Source organism: Photobacterium panuliri (genome assembly GCF_059920555.1).
The window spans coordinates 666,849-686,390 of sequence record NZ_CP197192.1; the positions used below are offsets into that span (position 1 = coordinate 666,849).

The window sequence follows — 19,542 nt, forward strand, 5'->3', positions numbered from 1 at the left end:
CGAGCGGAAGTTTTACTTCCGCTCGTTTTTTATCTGACGTCTTAAAAATTCCCCTTATTTTTTAGAAAAACATCCAACTGTTTGAATGGTCGCCATTCAAATAAGTGGTATGTTTTTTGCTTAATATGCCGTTGGCTCTAGCAGTGTCACGTAAGGTGTGAGCTAGCTCGGCCGGGCCATGACAGGAGAACGCCGTATGTTTATGACAGGTATTGGTTCAGGCCTCGATTTTAACACCATGATCGAGGTGATTGTTGCCGCCGAGCGGGCACCGAAAGATAACCAGCTCAACCGCCAAGAAGCGATGAACGAAGCAGAGATGGATGCGCTGAAAGAAATTCAGAATACCATCAACAGCTTCCGCGATACGGTGGAAGATCTGAACTCCGCCACAGAGCTTAATAAGCTGAAATCTGAGCTGAGCAATAATGATGTGCTTGGGGCCAGTGTGGGTGCCGGTGCAATGGCGGGTGAATACAACTTCAACGTGACCCAGTTGGCGCAGGCCGGCCGTGATAAGTTGCTGACTGTCGAGAAAGATAGCCTGCTATCGCAAGGGGTGATTAAGTACACCACCCCTAAAGGCGAAGTAACACTGGATATTGCGGCAGAAAAGCAAAAGCTCAGCCAGGCTCAGGCGGATAAGAAAGACGCCTATATCAACGACAAGCTGACTGAGATTGCCAACAAGAACAATATCGAGACTGATCCGGCGAAAAACCCGAATTGGAAAGACGAAGCCAAAGCCAAGTTGGCTGAAGACAAAGATGCCCAAGAAGCCTTTGACAAGGGCGTTGTCGAATTCGATAAGGAAATTGACCGCCTGAACAATCATGGGATGTCAATTGAAGAAGTGCAAATAGCGCTGAACAACCATGAGAATGCCGACGGTGCCAAGGTCTCGCTGGTGCAGACCGATGGCAAGGTGACCATGGTGCTCAATGCCAAAGATACCGGTCTGGCTAATGCCAACGCTAGTTTATCAGTGACGGGTGTTGCAGCGGTCAAGCTCGATGATACCGGCAATGTGGTGACGCCGCCGCCGACAATTACTGATCTGGGAACATCCCTTCAGGTCGCCAAAGATGCCAAGGTAGTGCTGGGTGAAACTGATGCTGATGGTAAACCGATCAACGGTGCGATTGAGCTGACATCTGCCACCAACAAGATGGAAAATGTACTCGACGGTTTGACCTTGACCTTGAAAGAGCCGGGCAAGGTAACGGTTAAGGTGACTCGCGACGAGGCCGGGGTCAAGGACACGGTCAAGAAGTTCGTCGATAGCTACAACAAGGTGATGGAAACCGTCAACACCTATACCAAGTCTAGCGAAGAACAAGCTGCGGCCCTATCTGGTGATGCTGGTGTACGCTCTATGGTGTCGCGCCTGCGCGAGGTGATTTCGGCAGAATACAGTGCCTCGAGTTTGGAAACGCTCTCGCAGTTGGGGATCACCACCACCGTCAGCGGTACGCTGGAAATCGACCAGACCAAGATGGACAAGGCGCTGGAAGATAACTTCGACGAAATCGCCAATCTGTTCATGGGCGACCCGTTAGATGACAGCAAGCCGGGCATGATGACCAATATGCTGACGGTGCTTGATGACTACCACAAGAACGGTGGTTTGTTTGATATCCGTCAGGACCGTTTGGATGCTGATAATAAGCGCATTATTGAAGAGCGCGAGCAACTGGATAAGCGGATGGAGGCCAAGACGGTATCGTTGCGTGATTACTACGCCAAGATGGATAGTCAGATCGCCCAGATGAACCAGACTCAGAACATGATGCTTAGTATGCTGATGTAAGCTTTGTTTTTAGCCGGGTAGCAATACCCGGCTTTGTAGTTTGGAAAATATGCGTCAAATAACAGAATACGAAAGATAGACACCATGATGAACCAAGAAGGCTTGGGGGCCTACCAAAACGCCCAGAATAATGCCCAGGCGGCTTCTGCCAGCCCGCACCGTTTGATCCAGATGCTGCTTGAAGGCTTGTTGGACAATCTCAGCCGCGCCCGTGGTTTTATGGAGCGAGGCCAGATAGCCGATAAGGGGCTGACCATTTCCAAGTGCCTCGATATTCTCAACGGCCTGAGCTCGGTGCTCGACGAAGAGAAGGGCGGTGAGGTGACTCAGGAGATGTTCCGTCTGTACGACTACTGCGGTCGTCGTCTGTTCGAGGCCAATATCAATAACGATGTGGCCGGGATCGACGAAGTCACTCGGTTGATTACCGATATCCTCGAAGGTTGGGTGGTACTCAAGCCAGAGAATGTCAAAGTGGGTGCCGCGCAGTGAAGCGACCTACTGTGAGCCGTATTGATCAGCAGTTGGCGGCGATGTTGATGCGGATGCAGCAGGCGCTGGCCGCCGGAAACTGGGATCAGTTGGCCGAGCTTGACGCCAAGCTGCAACAGGCCCTGCCAAAAATACAGGGACGCCGCTCCGAGCCGGATGTTCAGCACCAACTGCGTCAGCTTAATGCGTTTTACAGTGAAATGATTGCGGCTGGAGAAACCGAAAAGGCTGCGATCCAGCGTCAAATTACTCAACAGGCCGGCAACCGTGAAGGGGTGCTGGCCTATTTGCAACACCAGTAACGGAAAATCACTATGCAAGTTTCTGTATCCTCGTCCCCTGCTGTGCCGAACAGCGCGGCACCCGCCTCGGTGCAGGCTGGTCAGGGCAATAGCGATAGCGCATCGTCGTTTGAGCAAGTTTTGCGTGAAGGGGATAACTCAGCCACTCAGGCCCAGCCTGATCAGCAAAACCTTCAGGCTCAGGTCGATGATGTCGTGCAGATGGCTGCACCTGATCGTGAGGCATTAATCAAGGAGTGGTTGCAGGGAAAAAGTCAGGCTCAGAGAGACGAGGCCGATTTGGTAGCCATGCTGGCCCAGTGGCTGGCGGCTCAGCCGGATCCCGAGCAGGCATTGCAGCAGCTTGAGCTTCAGGCACAGCAAGGTGCGTTGCCGAAGGCGCTGACAGGAGTCGTGGCTCAGTTGGGTCAGTCATTGCCGCAAGGGGAACTGGCTGCCAGCCAGCCGTTAACAGTGGGTAATAAACCATTGGCATTTCAGGCCAATAGTTTAATGGCTCAGCCAAGTCATGGTATGGCGGCGACCTCTGTTACAGAGGCTGCCTTGATAGGGCGTCAGGCTCAGCCCGAGGTGACGATTATGCCGCAGTCATTAGCCGCAGCGGCCAGTTCTGCGCCGGCTCAGCCCGCTAGCCACACACCGCAGCTGACTGAGTCATTGGGGCAATTGTTGGCTCAGGTTAATGGCCAGCCAGTGGTGCTTGCTCCGGCGGCAATGCCGGCGGCAGGGACCGCACCCACTCCAACCGCGATGACGGCAACAGGCAGTGACGCTCTGCCGCAGCAATGGCAGGCCCAAGTGGATGTCAGCGAGCCGGACTGGGGGCGTGATTTGGTGGAACAGCTGCGCGCGCGAATGAGCGTGAGCAGTCAGGATCACTTGCAAAAAGCGCATGTTCGTCTCGACCCGCCAGAGTTGGGTCGGCTTGAGGTGACGGTGCGAGTTGATGGTGATAAAGCCAGTGTGCATTTCACGGCCGCCCACCCTCAGTTGCGCGAGGCGTTGGCGGCTAACGCTGACCGCCTGCGGATGGATTTCGGCATGAGTAATATGGACTTGGTGGATGTGTCGGTGTCGAGTGGCACCCAGCAGCAGAACCAATCACAGCAGCAGCCTTCAGCGGATGAAGAGCTGATTGCGACTAATGATATTGTGCCGGCGATGGGGTCAATCCCTGCCTATACGCTGGGTTCGCGTTTTGAATCCATGGTGTAACCCTTAACGTTGGCCAGCGTTCGGCTGGCCTGTGAGTAGCGATATGACAGAAGATGTTCAACCAAAAAAGAATAATAAATTAGTGTTGGCAGCCGTTGCTGTGCTGGTTCTAGCCCTTGCCGGTGGTGGTGGCTGGTTCTGGTGGCAGCAGTCGCAGGCTAATACTGTGGCACTCAAGCAGGCACAGGCTGCGGCAGGAGCGGCAGTACGGGTCAAAAAGCCGATTTTCCAGCCGATGACCAAATTTGTGGTCAGTGTGCAGGGTGATCAGCACTTGCATTATCTGATGCTGGAAATCGCCCTAATGGGGTATGACCAGTCACAGATGGACTTGCTTGCCGATTACACCCCGTTGGTTCGTAATACGGTGATTTCTGCGGTGAGCCAGAAAGCTTATGAGGATTTAACTGCTCAGAATGCAATTCCGGCACTCGAGGCGCAACTATTGACTGATATCCGTAATGTGATGCAGAACATGGCTGGCAGTAGCGGCCTTGATAAGGTGTTGATCACCAAAATGGTTATCCAGTAAGGAGGCGGTGTGCAAGGCGCGCTTATTTCCCCGGCTCAAGAAGGGCTGATGGCCTATCAGCAAAGCCAGCAGGCGGTCGATCGGGCTAGAGAAGAAGGCTTGCTTCGTCGCCATGCCGGTTTGGTTAGGCGGGTGTGTCGTCATATGACGGCGCAGGTAACATCCTTGATGACTCTTGAAGACATGGAGCAGGTCGGTCTGGTGGCATTGTTGGAGGTGATCCGCCGCCATGCCGAGATTGACGGCGAGGCTCTGGAGCGGATCGCTGTGCAACGGATCCGAGGGGCGATCCTCGATGATCTGCGGCGGATGGACTGGCGTTCGCGCCGGACCCGCCAGCGTGGTCACGAGATGCGGGATCATGAACGCCAACTCAGCCGTAAGCTGGGGCGGACGCCGACCGAGCGGGAGCTCGCTGATGCGCTGGACATTCCCCTCGAGGAAGTGCAGCAGCGCCGTTTGGATAACGAGGCTGAACACCTTGGTAGTTTCGAAGCGGTGATGGAGAGCGGGGAGCAGTTCTTCGGCCTGAGTTTTCAGTGTCACTCCCATGAGCGCGAGGCACTCAAGGGGGCATTGAAGGGGGCGTTGAGCCAGTTAAGCGAGCGCGAGCAGCTGATCCTGACCTTTTATTACGAACATGAAATGAATCTTAAAGAAATAGCCTTGGCCTTTGAGGTGACGGAAGCCCGTATCAGTCAGATCCACAGTAAGGCACTTAAAACGCTAAATTCTTTGCTGGCTGATTGGCGGGAATCAGCGTAACGGAGCGCAACAATGCAAACGATCCTTGGTTTTATTATCGTCTTTGGTAGTGTAACCGGCGGTTACCTGATGGCGACCGGCAAAATGGCGGCCCTGTGGCAGCCTGCTGAATTTATTATTATTCTCGGGGCCGCTATTGGTGCCTTGGTAATTTCCAACCCATCGTATGTGATCAAGAATATCCTAACTCGGATCAAGATGCTGATGGGTAAAGGCTACAGTCAGGATTACTACAAAGCCCTGCTGGAAGTGATGTTTGAATTGCTGGAGATTATCCGTAAAGACGGTATCAAGAAGCTTGATGATCATATTGAGAACCCAGCAGGTAGCGATATTTTCAATCGTTATCCAGAAATCGCCAATTCCAATGTCCTGCTCAGTTTTATCACCGATAACTTGCGGATGATGGCGATGGGCAAAATGAACCATCATGATCTTGAAGCGGCGTTGGAAGTGGAGCTACATACTCTGGAAGAAGACTTGCTGCGTCCGTCAAAGGCGATGGGCAAAGTGGGTGAGGCAATGCCGGGCTTTGGTATCGTGGCGGCGGTATTGGGTATCGTGGTGACTATGCAGAATATCGGTGGCCCGCTAACCCTGATCGGGGTAAAGGTTGCTGCGGCATTGGTGGGTACATTCTTTGGTGTATTGATGGCCTACGGGGTGTTCGAGCCGTTGGCATCGGGCATGGCTGGTCAGGTCAAAAAAGAGATGATGGCACTGAACATGGCTGCAGCGATTTTGGTGGCTCAGGTTCAGGGCAAGCCAACCCTGCTGGCATTGGATGCTGGCCGTAAAGTGCTGCATACCGAATACAAGCCGTCGTTTTCCGAGATGGAAGGCTGGGTAGCCAAGGGGTAAGTATGGCCAACGATCACCCGATAATTATTATCAAAAAGAAAAAAGGCGGTCATCACGATGAGTCGCATGGCGGGGCGTGGAAGGTCGCCTTCGCCGACTTCGCTATCGCGATGATGGCCTTTTTTATGGTGCTGTGGATTATGGAGATTGCCTCTCAGGAAGAACGGGAGGAGATCCAGTATCAGCTGCAGAATAGTAGCGTGTTCGACAGCATGGATAACTTGTTTGATATCCGCAACAGCCCGTTTCCTATTGACTTTGGTGGCCAGGCTTCGCCATTTGAAAATCCGGTACAGTCCAAATTCAATGGGCCTAATGCCCTTGGCCCTTCTTTGCATCAGCAATTGCCGGAAGGGGAAATTGCCGCCAATGCAGGCCGTGGCCGACAGCTTAACTCAATGCTAAAAGGGCAGTATTTGACAACGTCTCAGTTGAGTATGCTGGCAAATGAGGTGTCGCAGATGGCTGAAGCTTTGTCGGCTAGCAGTAACCTAGTGCTGGAGCTGGTTCCGCAAGGTCTGCGAATTTTGATCCAGGACACTGATCATCATTCGATGTTTAGCCGCGGCAGTGCGGTGATCACACCGTTTTTTGAAGATATGCTGTTTGAACTGGCACCGATGCTGGGGCAAATCAAGAACCGTTTGGTGATAAGTGGACATACCGATAACACCCACTACCGCTCAAAAAACTATAGTAACTGGAACTTGTCTGGCGATCGGGCCTTGGCTGCACGCCAATTTATGGTGGACACCGGATTGCCGCCAGAGAATGTGATGCAGGTGGTGGCGATGGCCGAGCGGATGTTAATTGATGAAAAGCACCCGAACAGTGGCCAGAACCGCCGGATTGAGATCATGGTCTTGACCCCAGAGGCCGATGCTCAATTGGCAATGTTATTCGGTAAGGGGGGCTCACAGCAGCTATCTCAGTCACAAGCCCCACACCACCAAGGCTTGGCCCTTGAACAGGCCCGCCATTTTGCAGAAACTAATCAGCCAGTGTCACGACTAGATGTGATGGTAAATTAAGATGAGACAGATTGAATTAATCCCGCAGTTTGTAGAGCGTTTTTCCTGTATTGCCGACCGGTGTGAAGACCACTGCTGTCATGGCTGGAACATTCACATTGATAAGCCAACCTACCGTTTTATGACCGAGAAAAGCGTGTTCAAGGACAAGGCGCGACAGGTGATCACTAAGACTCCAGAGATCAAAGCTTATGCGAAGATTAAGTTGGATGAGCACGGTGTATGCCCGTTTCGTGATGCTCAGGGCTTGTGTGATGTGCACAAGCATCATGGTCACCAGCGCCTGTCCACCACTTGCAAGACCTACCCGCGTACCGATGCGGTGCGAGGTGATCGCCTTGAGCGCGGCCTGACCTTGTCATGCCCGGAGGCGGCCCGTCAGGTATTATTGAACCCATCGGCAATGTCGTTCAGCGAGAAAGTCAATTTCATTGCTGATACTAAGCCAGCTGTCTACCGTACCCCGTATTACTATCAGGCGTTGCGTCAACTCTATGTGGATGTGCTGCTGATGGAAGGGGTTTCACTGGAAGCACGTATTTATATGCTGGGTATGAGCCTCAAGTTGCTCGATGACAAGAAAGACGATGAGCAGGCATTCTCGCAGATGTTGGATTTCTGTGTTGACAGTATTGTTGATGGCAGTTTCCTAGCGATGTTTGAGCAAAGCGGTACCATGCTCGATATGCACGCGACCTTTTTGATCCGTTTGTACAATGCCAAATTGGCGGTGGGTGTTCAGGAAAATTATGAGCATGTTATCGCCCGAATCAAGCAGGTTCATGACCAGCTTGTGGATACGCTCGGCGAGGCGGGTGATGATGTTGCGGCCCAACAGGCCATTTTGCTAAAAGGTTACCAAGGCCATTATCGCGAGTATTTTGAAGCAAATCCGCATGTGTGGGTGAACTATTTCTTGTACGGGATGTACCGGGTTGATTTTCCGGCCAAGGGACTGTATGAGGTCTTCTCCGAGCAGGTGATTGATTTCTTTATGCTTCGCGGCGCGTTGATGGCGATAGGCTCATCCCGTGAATTAGTCGATAACGATGTGGTGCATGTTGTGCAGAGCTACCACCGGGCACGCAGCCACGGGGTAAAAGTACCAGCGATTATCAAAGGGTTAATCCACAATCACCTGCAGATTGATGAGGCCATGCTGCCTTTGTTGTTGCTGAAAGTCGCGTAGCGTATGCCTGCGGTGTATAATCGCGCGCCTTGCTTGATAGAGAATGCGCTACGGTGGGAAGGCCGATGGCGGTTCGCGCGAGCACCTTTTTTATTAATAAATGAATTGTCAGGGCTGTGGCTCTGAATGAATGTGAGAGTAGTAGACGATGACGGTATCGGCATTGACAATCGCAGTAGACGACGGCTCAACCAACGTAAAGGTAAGCTGGATTGAGAACAACCAGCTAAAGACCGTTGTGTCGCCAAACTCATTCCGCAAAGATTGGAAGAGCGCGGCCCTGCGCCGCGACAAGCAGGTGTACAACTACACGGTTGGCACGACCAAGTACACCTATGACGCAACGTCGGACAAGGCGCTGGAAACCACCCATGTAGATTACCAGTACGATGACCTAAATCTGCTGGCAGTTCACCATGCCCTGCTGCAGACCGGTCTGAAGCCATGCCCTGTATCACTGGTTGTTACCCTACCAATTACCGAGTACTACGATCCGGAAGATTGCCAGCGTGACGAAGCCAACATCGAGAAGAAGCGCCAGAACCTGATGCGCGAGATCTCCCTGAACAAGGGCGAGCTGTTCGAGATTGTTGATGTGCAGGTGATGCCTGAAAGCGTACCGGCGGTACTGTCTACACTGCTTAACTCTAACTGCAACGAGTTCACCCGTTCGCTGGTCATTGACTGCGGCGGTACGACGCTGGATATGGGCGTGGTTGTCGGCGAGTTCGACGACGTGTCTGCGGTATACGGCAACAAGGAAATTGGCGTATCTATGGTCACTGACTTGGCGCGCAAAGTACTGGCCGCTGCCGACAGTGATGCGAGCTACTTGGTGGCCAACGAGCTGATCAAGCGCCGTCACGATGTGGAATTTGTCAAAGAAGTGGTTAACGACGAATCCCAAATCGATGCGATTCTGACGAAGATCGAGAACAAGGTTGCCGAGCTTGGCAATGCCGTTGCTATCGAGGCGAAGAAATTTGCCAAAAACCCTAACCGTGTTTACCTGGTTGGTGGCGGTGCCCCATTGATTTACCCTGCGGTTAAAGAAGCGTATGCAACCTTGGGTGAGCGCGTGGTGCTGATCAACGATTCGCAGTCGGCCTTGGCCCGCGAGCTTTGCATGTACCATGCTGAAGATCTGGATGTGAACGTTGAGCCCGAAGCCCTTGTAGAGGTTATGGATGACTAACCAACTCAAGCGGGTCAATTGTTCGCTATTTCTTGATCCTGTGAACTCGGATGCTGACCGCTATGCGGTTAGCATCATGCAGCGCTGGGTGGAAGAGCGAAAGCAACTGGTGGAAAACCCCAGTGCGGGCAAGGCCCTGCATGAGAATCTGCACAAGCACAAAGATATCTACCTTTCGGGGTTGTTTCTGCACTTGCTGAGCCCGGCTTTGACGCGCCAGTTGGCGACGGTGTTGTCACCTAGCAATGTGACGATGGCAACCTTGGGCCAGAAGCTGGAAATGTGCGGCTTGGTTTTGCCGAACAAAGGCCAGGATGCGGCAACCAGTACGGCGCGTTCGGCTGATGTCGAGCAGGAGTTGGTGCAGTTGCGACAGACCATGATGTCGCAGTTGGCCGAGGTGAGTGATCAAGTGAGTGCGACGGCACAGGTTCAGGCTGAGACCCTGACCGATGCGATGGCACAGTTGCAGCAGCAGGCTCCGGCATCGGCAACAGCCGAGTTGGATCCGGCAGCGCTGGAGCAGGCACTGACCTCTATGAAAGGTCATTTGGTTGCCGAGCTGAGCGAGCAGATCCGGAAGGATATGGCAGCACAGCTGAAGGCGCAGAGTCAGGCGGCCGAAATTGCCGAGCTGAAAGCGTTGCTGTCTGCCCAGAACCAGCTGATCCGTGCGATGCAGCACAGTGGCGTGGCGGCACCCGCCGTGGCCGCAACCCCTGCCGAGCCGGAGATGAACCTGAGCGAGCAGATTGCCAACGTACGCAAGATCAAGAAGAAAGGTTTATTCTGATTGCGAGAAGCATTGCCGAAAGGCTGTGCCTTAGCAGGAATGTACCGACAAAAAACGGAGCCAGTGGCTCCGTTTTTTGTTTATGGTTTGTCTGTGGCTCCGCTATTTTTTCTGTGGCCCATTAGTGGTTATGGGCTTCACCTGCGCCTTTCGGGTAGCGGATGGATTCCACCATCTCCTGCACGTCATCTGGGACTTCGGCAGTGAATTTGTTCACCACAATCGAGACCATGAAGTTCAGGCACATGCCCAGCGTTCCGATCCCTTCCGGGCTGATCCCGAACCACCAGTTATCCGGTGTGCTGGCTGCCGGGTTGATGAACTTGAAGTAGATAATGTACGAGGCGGTAAACAGAATACCCGTCAGCATCCCGGCGATAGCCCCTTCTTTGTTCATCTTCTTGTAGAAGATCCCGAGGGTGATTGCCGGGAAGAAGGAGGCTGCGGCCAAGCCGAACGAGAAGGCAACCACCTGTGCCACAAAGCCCGGCGGATTGATCCCCAGATAGCCGGCACCGACAATGGCTACCGCTGCCCCGACCCGGGCTGCGAGCAGTTCTTGCTTGTCGGTCATATTCGGTTTGAAGCCCTTCTTGAGTAAGTCATGGGAAATTGAGGTTGAGATCACCAGCAGCAAGCCTGCTGCTGTTGACAGGGCGGCAGCGAGGCCACCGGCTGCCAGTAGGGCGACGACCCAGTTTGGCAGGTTTGCCAGCTCGGGACTGGCTAGCACGATGATGTCGCGGTTGATGTCCATTTCGTTGCGCTCGTCACCTGAGTAGAACATCTTGCCGTCGTTGTTTTTGTCTTCCCATTTGACCAATCCGGTTTTTTCCCAGTTGGTGACCCAGCTTGGTGCCTGCTTTGCTGCGACACCTTGCATCTCTGGCCCGTTGATGGTTTCGATCATGTTGACTCGGGCAAAGGCGGCGACCGACGGTGCGGTTGTGTAAAGCATGGAGATAAACAGCAATGCCCAACCGGCAGAAATACGGGCATCTTTCACGCGTGGGACGGTGAAGAAGCGGATGATGACGTGTGGCAGGCCGGCGGTGCCGACCATCAGCGCGGCACAGATGAAGAAGACATCCACCATGCTTTTCGAGCCGTCGGTATAGGCGGTAAAGCCAAGCTCGGTGGTCAGGCCGTCGAGTTTATCCAGCACATAGGTTTCCGAACCGCTGATAGTGGATCCCAAACCCAGTTGTGGGATCGGATTACCGGTGATCATGATCGAGGTGAAGATCGCCGGAACCAGAAAGGCAAAGATGAGGACGCAGAATTGGGCGACTTGGGTATAGGTGATCCCTTTCATGCCGCCGAGAACGGCGTAGAAGAAGACGATCCCCATCCCGATGATGATCCCCATATTGATGTCGACCTCGAGGAAGCGGGCGAACACCACCCCGACGCCACGCATTTGGCCTGCTACGTAAGTGAAGGAAACGAAAATGGCACAGAAAACGGCGACCATACGCGCTGTTTTCGAGTAGTAGCGCTCACCGATGAAGTCTGGCACGGTGAACTGGCCGAATTTGCGCAAGTAGGGGGCAAGGCAAAGCGCCAGCAATACATAGCCGCCGGTCCAGCCCATCAGGTAGACCCCGCCGTCATAACCGACAAACGAGATAATACCGGCCATAGAAATAAAAGAGGCTGCCGACATCCAGTCGGCAGCGGTTGCCATGCCGTTGGCGACCGGATGGACGCCGCCACCGGCGACATAGAACTCACTGGTTGAGCCGGCCCGGGCCCAGATCGCGATGCCGATGTAGAGGGCGAAGGTGATGCCTACCAAGATAAATGTCCACGTTTGGATTTCCATTAATTGCCCCTTAGTCTTCCTGTACGTTGAACTTACGGTCGAGTGCATTCATACGCACTACGTAGACAAAGATCAGTGCTACGAAGGTGTAGATGGCTCCTTGTTGGGAGAACCAGAACCCGAGCTTGAAGCCTGCAAATTGAATACTGTTAAGGGGATCGACGAACAGGATCCCGGCTCCAAAAGAGACGAGAAACCAGATGGCCAGCAATGAGCCCATCGTTGCGAGGTTTTCTTTCCAGTAGGCCTGTGCCTGCTCCTTGGATTCAAACGCCATTGTTATCTCCTTTCATGTCGCTGTATATCAGGTTAATGAAATGTTACGAGATAACCATAACAATGATTGCGCGAGGAGGCTGTGCAACTTTAGTCGAGCGCAGGGGCGGGGATATCCCGCCTGAACTGGGCTTTTGTGAGGCAGAGCGGTGAAAATGGCAGGGTAGGGAAAGTGGCCGTTAGCCAAAGGTCTAACGCCCCAAACGGTATTTTTACCTAGCGGGAAAAATCCATCTGCTGTAGCAGGATCACGGCTTGGGTACGGTTTTTTACCCCGAGCTTACGGAAAATCGCCGTCATATGGGCTTTGATGGTGGCCTCTGAGACATTCAGTTCATACGCGATCTGTTTGTTGAGCAGGCCGTCTGCGAGCATGCTCAGTACCTTGTATTGTTGCGGGGTGAGAGCGGCGATACGTTCGGCCAACTCGCTGAGTTCGGTATCGTCATCACCCAGCCCGTCGGGAAAGACCGGCTCGCCGTCCAGTACTTGGTTAAGGGCAGCAATCAGTGCCCGCATATCGCTGGACTTAGGGATGAAGCCGAACGCGCCGTGGCTGCGAACCTGGCGTACTACGCTGGTTTCCTCGCTGGCAGACACGACCACAACCGGCAGGTCGGGGTATTGGTTGCGCAACTGAACCAGCCCAGACATACCGTTGGCGCCGGGCATTTTCAGATCCAGTAGGAGCAGGTCGATATCCGGCTCTTTTTCAAGCAAGGCGAGCAGGGTATCGAGCGAATCGGCCTCGAGCAGGTTGGCGCCGCCAATTGCCATATGGACGGATTGAAACAGGGCATTGCGAAACAAGGGGTGGTCATCGGCGATGACGATGGTGTATTGATCTTCCATGGCGATACTTCATGATCCTTTTCTTACCAAACTATCATTGCCAATTGCGCAGATCAATTTGTTAACACTTAAGATCTGAGCTGGATCATCAGGAAAATAATCGTATTGATGGTTCAAGATTGCAGTAAAATGGCCGTTCAATTTTAACTTCTTGTCTTTTACGTAGGATCTAACATCGTATGCCTCGCCAGTTAACGCCTGAAATGGATGGGCAAAGCTATTTTGAGCACCAACAGCTTTATCGCCAACAACAAGGATGGAAACTCGTTTCGCTGACTTTCCTGTTTTTATTTGTGCTGGTGGCAGTAGAGGTTTTTGCCGTGCGCCAATACGAACCCGAGGGGGCTAAACTCCTGGTGCAGGTTATCGCATGCGCGGTGATGGGCGGGCTATTGCTGCTGGCAAGCCTGCGCCATCTTATCCCGTCGGTGATGCGCTGGCAGGTAATATCGTCGGTCATGGCGCTGATTTTCGGCCTTGGCTGGGCGGCGCTGTTTATGCTGCCGCTTTATGGGGGGCGCTATGAGTCGGTCGCCCTGTACAGTGACTTGTTTACCATTATCGCGGTGATCGGCTTTTTCAGTTACCGCAGTGCGACCTATTGTGCGGTGTTGCCAGTACTGGCAGCCTGGATGGTGTCGGATATGGTCGTCGCGGGCAGTATGCAGCCCTTGGTCTTTTTCACCGCGATGGTGAGGCTGACGATCGTGGTGGTGGTGCGTGAGTACCTGTTTTACTGGTTCCACTCATCGGTTTGGCGCAGTTATGAAGAGCAGCGCTTGCGCCTGGAGCTGGCCAACGTTGCATTGATCGACAACGTGACCGGCCTGCAAAATGACCGCCATTTCTCGATGATGCTCTCGCGTGAGGTGCTGTCTGCGCGGCGCCAGAATACCGCCCTGTCGGTTGTTGCGCTCTATATTGACCCGCTTCGTGAGCACGGTATGACCTACGGTCAACAGGAGGCCAAGGAAGTGCTGCGCCGTATCGGTCGCGGTTTGCGTCGGGGGGTGTTTCGCCCGCGCGATTTTCTGGCCCGTCAGGGCAATGATGAGTTTGCCCTGCTACTGCCTTATACCAATGAGGAAGGCGCTAAGATCGTCGCAGAGCGACTGAGTGATCAGGTCCACCTAAGCTGCGACCATACGATTCGCGAGCGATTGAAGAAGCCGGTAGCGGTGAAAGCCGTTGTGCTGGAGTGGCAGCCTGATATGAGCGAGGTGATGGTGCGCCAGTTGATCCGGACATCGCTGGAGGCATTGCGCGAAGAGAATGCGGAAGGGGACTGTGTGCGCATCTTGAGCCACAACCTTCAGTAAGACTCAGAGAATAGCAGAAAAAAAGCGTCTAGAGATAGACGCTTTTTTTATATCTGTAAGGCGATTTGCGATTACTGAGCTAGCTGGTGGTTTTGCAAATGGTCGAGGAACGGCCCGGCTTCCATGAAGCCTGTCAGGCGGGCACCGTTGATACGGTTGCCCTGCGTGTCCCAGAATTCCAACGTTGGCAGCCCGAGAACATCCATCTGCTTGAGCAATTCGATATCGGCAGGGGTATTGCGGGTGACATCAGCCTGCAGCAAAACGAACGGTTGCAGCTTTTCGGCAACAGCCGGGTCGTGGAACGTGTATTTTTCGAATTCCTTGCAGGCCACGCACCAGTCGGCATAGAAGTCTAGCATGACAGGCAAGCCCTGAGCTTTGGCATCGGCGAGAGCAAGATCCAACTCGTCGATATTGCTGATGGTTTTGAAGGTGACACTCGGGGCTGGCTGGGTCTCCGTAGTTGTCGTGCTCTTGCCGGTCAGCAGCGGGTAGAGCGGCTGTACTGACAGGAACAAGCCGACGATGGCCACGACGGCCAAGGTGCTGCTACGCCATGAAACGGTCAGTGTCTGCTTGACGTGGTAGAGCCAGCCGAAGGCGGCAACGCCCAGCAGAGCCCACAGATAAGGCATCAGGTTGTGCGGCAGGATACGCTCTAGCAGGAACAGCGGGACGGCAAGAAGGACGAAACCGAAGAAGGTTTTGACGTGGGTCATCCAGTTGCCGGCCTTTGGCAGCAGGGTATTACCGAACATCGCTGCCAAGATCAGCGGGATACCCATACCGATGGCAAGGGCGTACAGGGCAACGGCCCCGGTCAGCAGATCACCGCTCTGGGCGACATAGATCAGGGCGCCGGAGAGCGGGGCGGTGGTGCATGGCGAGCAGACTAAGCCGGAGATCGCCCCCATCGCGAAAACGCCGCCGCTATTGCCGCCTTGCTGCTTGTTGCTCAGCCCATTGAGCCATGTCTGGACGCTGCTTGGCAGTTGCAGGGTGTAGGCACCGAACATTGAGAAGGCCAGTGCGACAAACAGTACGCTCAGGCCGATCAGGATATACGGATGCTGCAAGGCGGCCTGAAACTGCATCCCCGCCGATGCCACGACCAGGCCAAGCAGGGTATAGGTCAGGGCCATACCCTGAACATAGGTGAAGGCAAGGCGGAAAGCGCGGCCTTGGCTGAGTTGGCCGTTGCCAAGCACGATACCGCTGAGGATCGGATACATCGGCAGGACACAGGGGGTAAAGGCTAGGCCGATCCCCAGCGCGAGGAAGATCAGCGGCGTCCACCATTGGTCAGCCAGCTTGCTGGCAAGCTCATCCTGCTCAGATAGTGGGGGATTGACCGTGGCATTGGGTTTGTGTGCACTTACTTTTTCAGTGCTTCCTGACAATGGCTGATTGTCGTTCTGTGCGCTTGCCGCGACCACTGTTGCAGGGACTGCTGCTGGGTCTGAGGCGCTAGCGACTACGGCGGTCAGCGGGATCTGGCGGACTTCTGGCGGGTAGCAGAAGCCGGCCTCGGCACAGCCTTGATAGCGCACGGTTAGGGTGTCGCTGTTGGTTGCCGCATTGATCGGTACACTCAGAGTGAGGGGCTGGGTGTAGATATTGACCTTGCCGAAGAATTCGTCGTTATAGGGCTTACCCGGTGGGATATCTACCTTGCCCAGTGTGGCATTGCTGCTACTGACAGACAGCTGGTGCTGGTAGAGGTAGTAGCCGGGCTTGATGTGCCAGTCGAGGTAAACTCGGTTGCCCTGCTGGGTGAAGTTGAAGGCGAAGGCTTCGTCGACAGTGACAAATTGGTTCTCGCTGCTGGCAAAGCCGGGCAGGTCGAAGGTATAGCCCGGCATACTGGTTAGCAGCAGGCAGGTTGTCAGGCTAACTGTAGCCAGTAGGGATAAGGTGCGGCGCACCGTGCCGTGTAGGCGCTGTAATAATGTCATCGGAACTGACTCGTCTCTGAGTGCCCGGAAACACGCCGGGCGGTATCACGAAAAGGGACCCATTGCCGCGCATCATAGCAGCAATGGGTATACCTATCACTATACTCGGTGAGACCGTGCTTTGATGGGTTTGGTTTCAACACTCAGGAAGAATGTTGGAAGGCATCCCGCATGAAGTCGATGAAGAGCCGGATATGGGCGGGGAGATAGCCCATTCGCTGGTAGAGCATATAGATAGGGCGCGGCGGCGAATGCCATTGCTCCATCATGGTGGTGAGCTGGCCGCTTGCTAGGGCATCGGTGACTACATAGTTGGGGAGGCAAGCAATACCGAGCCTATGAATGGCAGCCTGCTTGATGCTGTTGAGATCGGCAATAGCCATCCTGACCGGCGAGTTGATCCAGATAGTCTCACTTTGCCCTTTGTTAGTTAGTGCCCACTCAAATTCGGGCACGCTGGCCAGCCTGGAATGCTGGTTGAGATCGTCGGGATGCAAGGGGGCACCGAATTGAGCCAGATAATCGGGGCTAGCGACCAAGATACGCTGTGACTGGCCGATACAGGCAGCAGCAAAACTCGAATCAGCCTGTTCACCGACGCGAAAGACCACGTCGTATTGTTCGGGGCTGTAGTCGTGGTGCTGGTTCGACAGATGAGTCAGCGACAGGGTGATCTCCGGATATTGGGCCAAAAATTGGTTGAACAGCGGGGTGAGCCGATAGGTCAGCAACCCAACCGGTGCCGAGATGCGCAGAGCGCCGCGTGGATCGCTATGGCTGCTGTCGTGCAACTCGGAAGTGGCCGCCTCCAGCTCGCTTAGCAATGGCTGGCAGCGGTCGGTGTAGCTCTGGCCGAGTGGGGTCAGGGAGACATTGCGGCTGTCGCGGATCACCAACTGACTGCCGAGAGTGTCTTCAAGCCGCTGGAGGCGGCGGCTGAGTGTTGTCGGGGGGATATCCAATGCACTGGCGGCTGCTCTGAAACTTCCGTGTTGGGCAATCGCAATCAGGGTGCGCAGGTCATCTAACTTCATACCATTTTTGCATCGCTGCATAACGCTTTTACCTCTATAACCGCGGTGTCTCAGCCGCTATTATGTTTTGGCAGGCTTTCCTGTCTTGCCTGCTCTGTAGCAAAAAAGAGACATGATACCGGTTCACTCGTTGGGATTGACGATTGCTCCGGACAGGGCAAATATGTTGGAATCCATATTTGTTCTTGTCTTCGCCCTAGGACGGGGCGGAGACAGTTATTTTCAAGTTTACCTATCTTTATGGTTCGCTTCCTGAACCACTCCTTCATTCTCTATTCTTTGTTTTTGGGTGTTTATCACCAAGGCCTCTTGCGTGCCTCGTATGGGCGTATTCGTATTGAGCCCCTACCAGTTTGCAGTACCGTTCGTTCTCACCCGCGATAATTGCTTTGCCATTGAATGTAAGCGTGTACTTACATTCTGTCTGGCTCCAGATATTACTGGCTAAATCCTATATCCCCTACGCTATTTCTTTAACTGTTTTAGGGGAAGGAAGGATGCTTGGCGGATAGAGAAAAATAAAGCAGCTCCCCTTAAGAACATACAGTTACATCAGTGCTATCTGATTGCAAAGAATAGCAAAGAGGATGCCTAACTTGCTCTGTTAGAGTCGGTACTGGAAGCTGTGAGGCCAGATAACTTTATCTGTCTTCTATATATATATGAAAAAGGCTGCCCTGAGGCAGCCTTTGAGGTTCTTGCGGTGGCTTATAGAATCATGCCACCAACAACGAAACCAAGAATAACCGATGTTGCGATAGTCACCACGCCAGGGATGAAGAATGGGTGGTTGAATACAAGGTTACCGATACGGGTTGAACCTGTGTCGTCCATTTCTACTGCCGCAAGCAGTGTTGGGTAAGTTGGTAGTACGAACAGAGCACTTACCGCTGCGAAAGATGCGATAGCGGTCAGTGGTGCAACGCCGATAGCCAGTGCCGCAGGCATCAGGGCTGTTGTTGTTGCGCCCTGAGAATAAAGCAGCATAGAGGCAAAGAACAGTACCATCGCTAGCATCCACGGGTAGTCTTTCAGTAGAGCGCCCGCAACTTCTTTGATGCCGTCAACGTGGCCGTTAACGAAAGTAGAACCAAGCCATGCCACACCCAGTACACACACACACGCTGTCATACCAGAGCGGAACGTTGGTGCTGATGGGATTTTCGCAGCGTCGATGCCAGTTGTGAATACGATAGCAGCAGCGGCAGCCAGCATGAATGTCATGATTGCTTCGTTACGGCCTAGGGCTGGGTTTTCGATTAGGCCAATAGAGCTTGAGATAGCCGCTGCGTAAGCAACAACAATCACGATAGCAGCCAAGAAGATGAAGGTTGCTTTCTTTGCAGAAGCAGGGATTTCACGCTTGGTTGTACCTTGTAGTTTGATTAGGCCTTTTGCCAGACGCTCTTGGTAAACTGGATCGTCTTTTAGTTCACAGCCTAGGAAGTTAGCAACGAAAGCACCAACCATACAAGCAGCGAAAGTTGTTGGGATACAGATAGCAAGTAGCGTTAGGTAGCCCACTCCGAGCGGTTCAAGAATGCCTGAGAAGAAAACAACCGCAGCGGAGATAGGCGATGCTGTAATCGCGATTTGTGAAGCAACCACGGCAATAGACAGTGGACGAGAAGGACGGATGCCTTGCTCTTTGGCTACTTCAGCGATAACTGGAAGTGTTGAGAATGCAGTGTGGCCAGTACCTGCCATTAGGGTCATCAGGTAAGTCACGATAGGTGCGTAGAAAGTGATATGTTTAGGGTTTTTACGCAGGAAGTTCTCGGCTAGTTCAACCAGCCAGTCCATACCACCGGCGACCTGCATGGCAGCGATTGCGGTGATTACAGACATGATGATAAGGATTACGTCGATAGGGATGTAGCTTTGGCTTGTTGGCATGCCCAAAATAAGGGAAAGCACGATAACACCGGCGCCACCTGCCAGACCAATACCGATACCGCCGATTCGTGCGCCAAGGAAAATGAACGCGAGAACGACTAAGAGTTCTATTCCAACCATATGATTGTCCTGTCTTTAAAGTTAATAAATATAAAATGGGAAATCTGTAGCAAAAAATGGCGGATCTTCATCCTGAA

At 53.4% G+C, this 19,542-nt stretch carries 18 protein-coding genes; 12 read left to right on the plus strand and 6 right to left on the minus strand.

Annotated elements, in window-relative coordinates; translation table 11 throughout:
• The first annotated feature begins 196 nt into the window (after positions 1–196).
• From fliD to ACSF8X_RS03370, 11 genes are all read left to right on the plus strand, one after another.
• Positions 197–1,810 carry a flagellar filament capping protein FliD gene (gene fliD / locus ACSF8X_RS03320; protein ID WP_500850696.1) on the plus strand — a complete coding sequence of 538 codons (1,614 nt, stop codon included), beginning with the start codon at positions 197–199 and terminating at the stop codon, positions 1,808–1,810.
• Positions 1,811–1,894: 84 nt separating this feature from the next.
• Positions 1,895–2,302, plus strand: a complete 408-nt coding sequence (gene fliS / locus ACSF8X_RS03325; protein ID WP_047878392.1) for a flagellar export chaperone FliS — start codon at positions 1,895–1,897, stop codon at positions 2,300–2,302.
• A complete protein-coding gene (locus ACSF8X_RS03330) occupies positions 2,299–2,604 on the plus strand; it encodes a hypothetical protein (protein ID WP_500850697.1) in 306 nt (101 codons plus the stop codon). Before fliS ends, ACSF8X_RS03330 begins: the two co-directional genes overlap by 4 nt.
• Before the next feature lie 12 nt (positions 2,605–2,616).
• Positions 2,617–3,819, plus strand: coding sequence for a flagellar hook-length control protein FliK (locus tag ACSF8X_RS03335; protein ID WP_500850698.1), 1,203 nt, complete (start codon positions 2,617–2,619; stop codon positions 3,817–3,819).
• A 43-nt stretch (positions 3,820–3,862) separates the two neighbouring features.
• Entirely contained in the window at positions 3,863–4,351 is a 489-nt protein-coding gene (locus tag ACSF8X_RS03340; protein WP_500850699.1) for a flagellar basal body-associated FliL family protein, read from the plus strand.
• A gap of 9 nt (positions 4,352–4,360) precedes the next feature.
• A complete protein-coding gene (locus ACSF8X_RS03345; protein WP_500850700.1) occupies positions 4,361–5,116 on the plus strand; it encodes a FliA/WhiG family RNA polymerase sigma factor in 756 nt (251 codons plus the stop codon).
• Positions 5,117–5,128: 12 nt separating this feature from the next.
• On the plus strand, positions 5,129–5,977 hold the full coding sequence (gene motA, locus ACSF8X_RS03350) for a flagellar motor stator protein MotA (protein WP_047878390.1): 849 nt from the start codon (positions 5,129–5,131) through the stop codon (positions 5,975–5,977).
• A gap of 2 nt (positions 5,978–5,979) precedes the next feature.
• Positions 5,980–7,008: a flagellar motor protein MotB gene (locus ACSF8X_RS03355; protein WP_500850701.1), complete on the plus strand. Its 1,029-nt coding sequence runs from the start codon at positions 5,980–5,982 to the stop codon at positions 7,006–7,008.
• A 1-nt stretch (position 7,009) separates the two neighbouring features.
• The gene (gene fliB, locus ACSF8X_RS03360; protein ID WP_500850702.1) at positions 7,010–8,197 is read left to right on the plus strand and encodes a flagellin lysine-N-methylase; all 1,188 of its coding nucleotides are present in this window, start codon (positions 7,010–7,012) and stop codon (positions 8,195–8,197) included.
• A 163-nt stretch (positions 8,198–8,360) separates the two neighbouring features.
• Positions 8,361–9,392: a plasmid segregation protein ParM domain-containing protein gene (parM, locus tag ACSF8X_RS03365; protein ID WP_500850703.1), complete on the plus strand. Its 1,032-nt coding sequence runs from the start codon at positions 8,361–8,363 to the stop codon at positions 9,390–9,392.
• The gene (locus ACSF8X_RS03370; protein WP_047878386.1) at positions 9,385–10,185 is read left to right on the plus strand and encodes a hypothetical protein; all 801 of its coding nucleotides are present in this window, start codon (positions 9,385–9,387) and stop codon (positions 10,183–10,185) included. The genes parM and ACSF8X_RS03370 overlap by 8 nt, the downstream gene beginning before the upstream one ends.
• Before the next feature lie 121 nt (positions 10,186–10,306).
• On the opposite strand, the gene ACSF8X_RS03375 is transcribed toward ACSF8X_RS03370, so the two are convergent.
• From ACSF8X_RS03375 to ACSF8X_RS03385, 3 genes are all read right to left on the minus strand, one after another.
• Positions 10,307–12,010 (minus strand): sodium:solute symporter family protein, encoded by a 1,704-nt coding sequence (locus ACSF8X_RS03375; RefSeq protein WP_500850704.1) that lies wholly within the window; start codon positions 12,008–12,010, stop codon positions 10,307–10,309.
• Between the two features lie 10 nt (positions 12,011–12,020).
• On the minus strand, positions 12,021–12,287 hold the full coding sequence (locus tag ACSF8X_RS03380; RefSeq protein ID WP_500850705.1) for a DUF4212 domain-containing protein: 267 nt from the start codon (positions 12,285–12,287) through the stop codon (positions 12,021–12,023).
• 215 nt (positions 12,288–12,502) lie between these two features.
• Positions 12,503–13,138 (minus strand): response regulator, encoded by a 636-nt coding sequence (locus ACSF8X_RS03385; RefSeq protein WP_500850706.1) that lies wholly within the window; start codon positions 13,136–13,138, stop codon positions 12,503–12,505.
• Between the two features lie 179 nt (positions 13,139–13,317).
• Between ACSF8X_RS03385 and ACSF8X_RS03390 the strand changes: the two genes are divergently transcribed.
• Positions 13,318–14,457: a membrane-associated sensor domain-containing protein gene (locus ACSF8X_RS03390; RefSeq protein ID WP_500850707.1), complete on the plus strand. Its 1,140-nt coding sequence runs from the start codon at positions 13,318–13,320 to the stop codon at positions 14,455–14,457.
• A gap of 71 nt (positions 14,458–14,528) precedes the next feature.
• Here the strand turns inward: ACSF8X_RS03390 and ACSF8X_RS03395 are convergent, their stop codons facing one another.
• From ACSF8X_RS03395 to ACSF8X_RS03405, 3 genes are all read right to left on the minus strand, one after another.
• Positions 14,529–16,415: a protein-disulfide reductase DsbD gene (locus ACSF8X_RS03395; RefSeq protein WP_500850708.1), complete on the minus strand. Its 1,887-nt coding sequence runs from the start codon at positions 16,413–16,415 to the stop codon at positions 14,529–14,531.
• 143 nt (positions 16,416–16,558) lie between these two features.
• Positions 16,559–17,449, minus strand: coding sequence for a LysR family transcriptional regulator (locus ACSF8X_RS03400; RefSeq protein WP_240478280.1), 891 nt, complete (start codon positions 17,447–17,449; stop codon positions 16,559–16,561).
• Positions 17,450–18,157: 708 nt separating this feature from the next.
• Positions 18,158–19,465 carry an anaerobic C4-dicarboxylate transporter gene (locus tag ACSF8X_RS03405; RefSeq protein ID WP_047878380.1) on the minus strand — a complete coding sequence of 436 codons (1,308 nt, stop codon included), beginning with the start codon at positions 19,463–19,465 and terminating at the stop codon, positions 18,158–18,160.
• Positions 19,466–19,542: the final 77 nt, after the last annotated feature.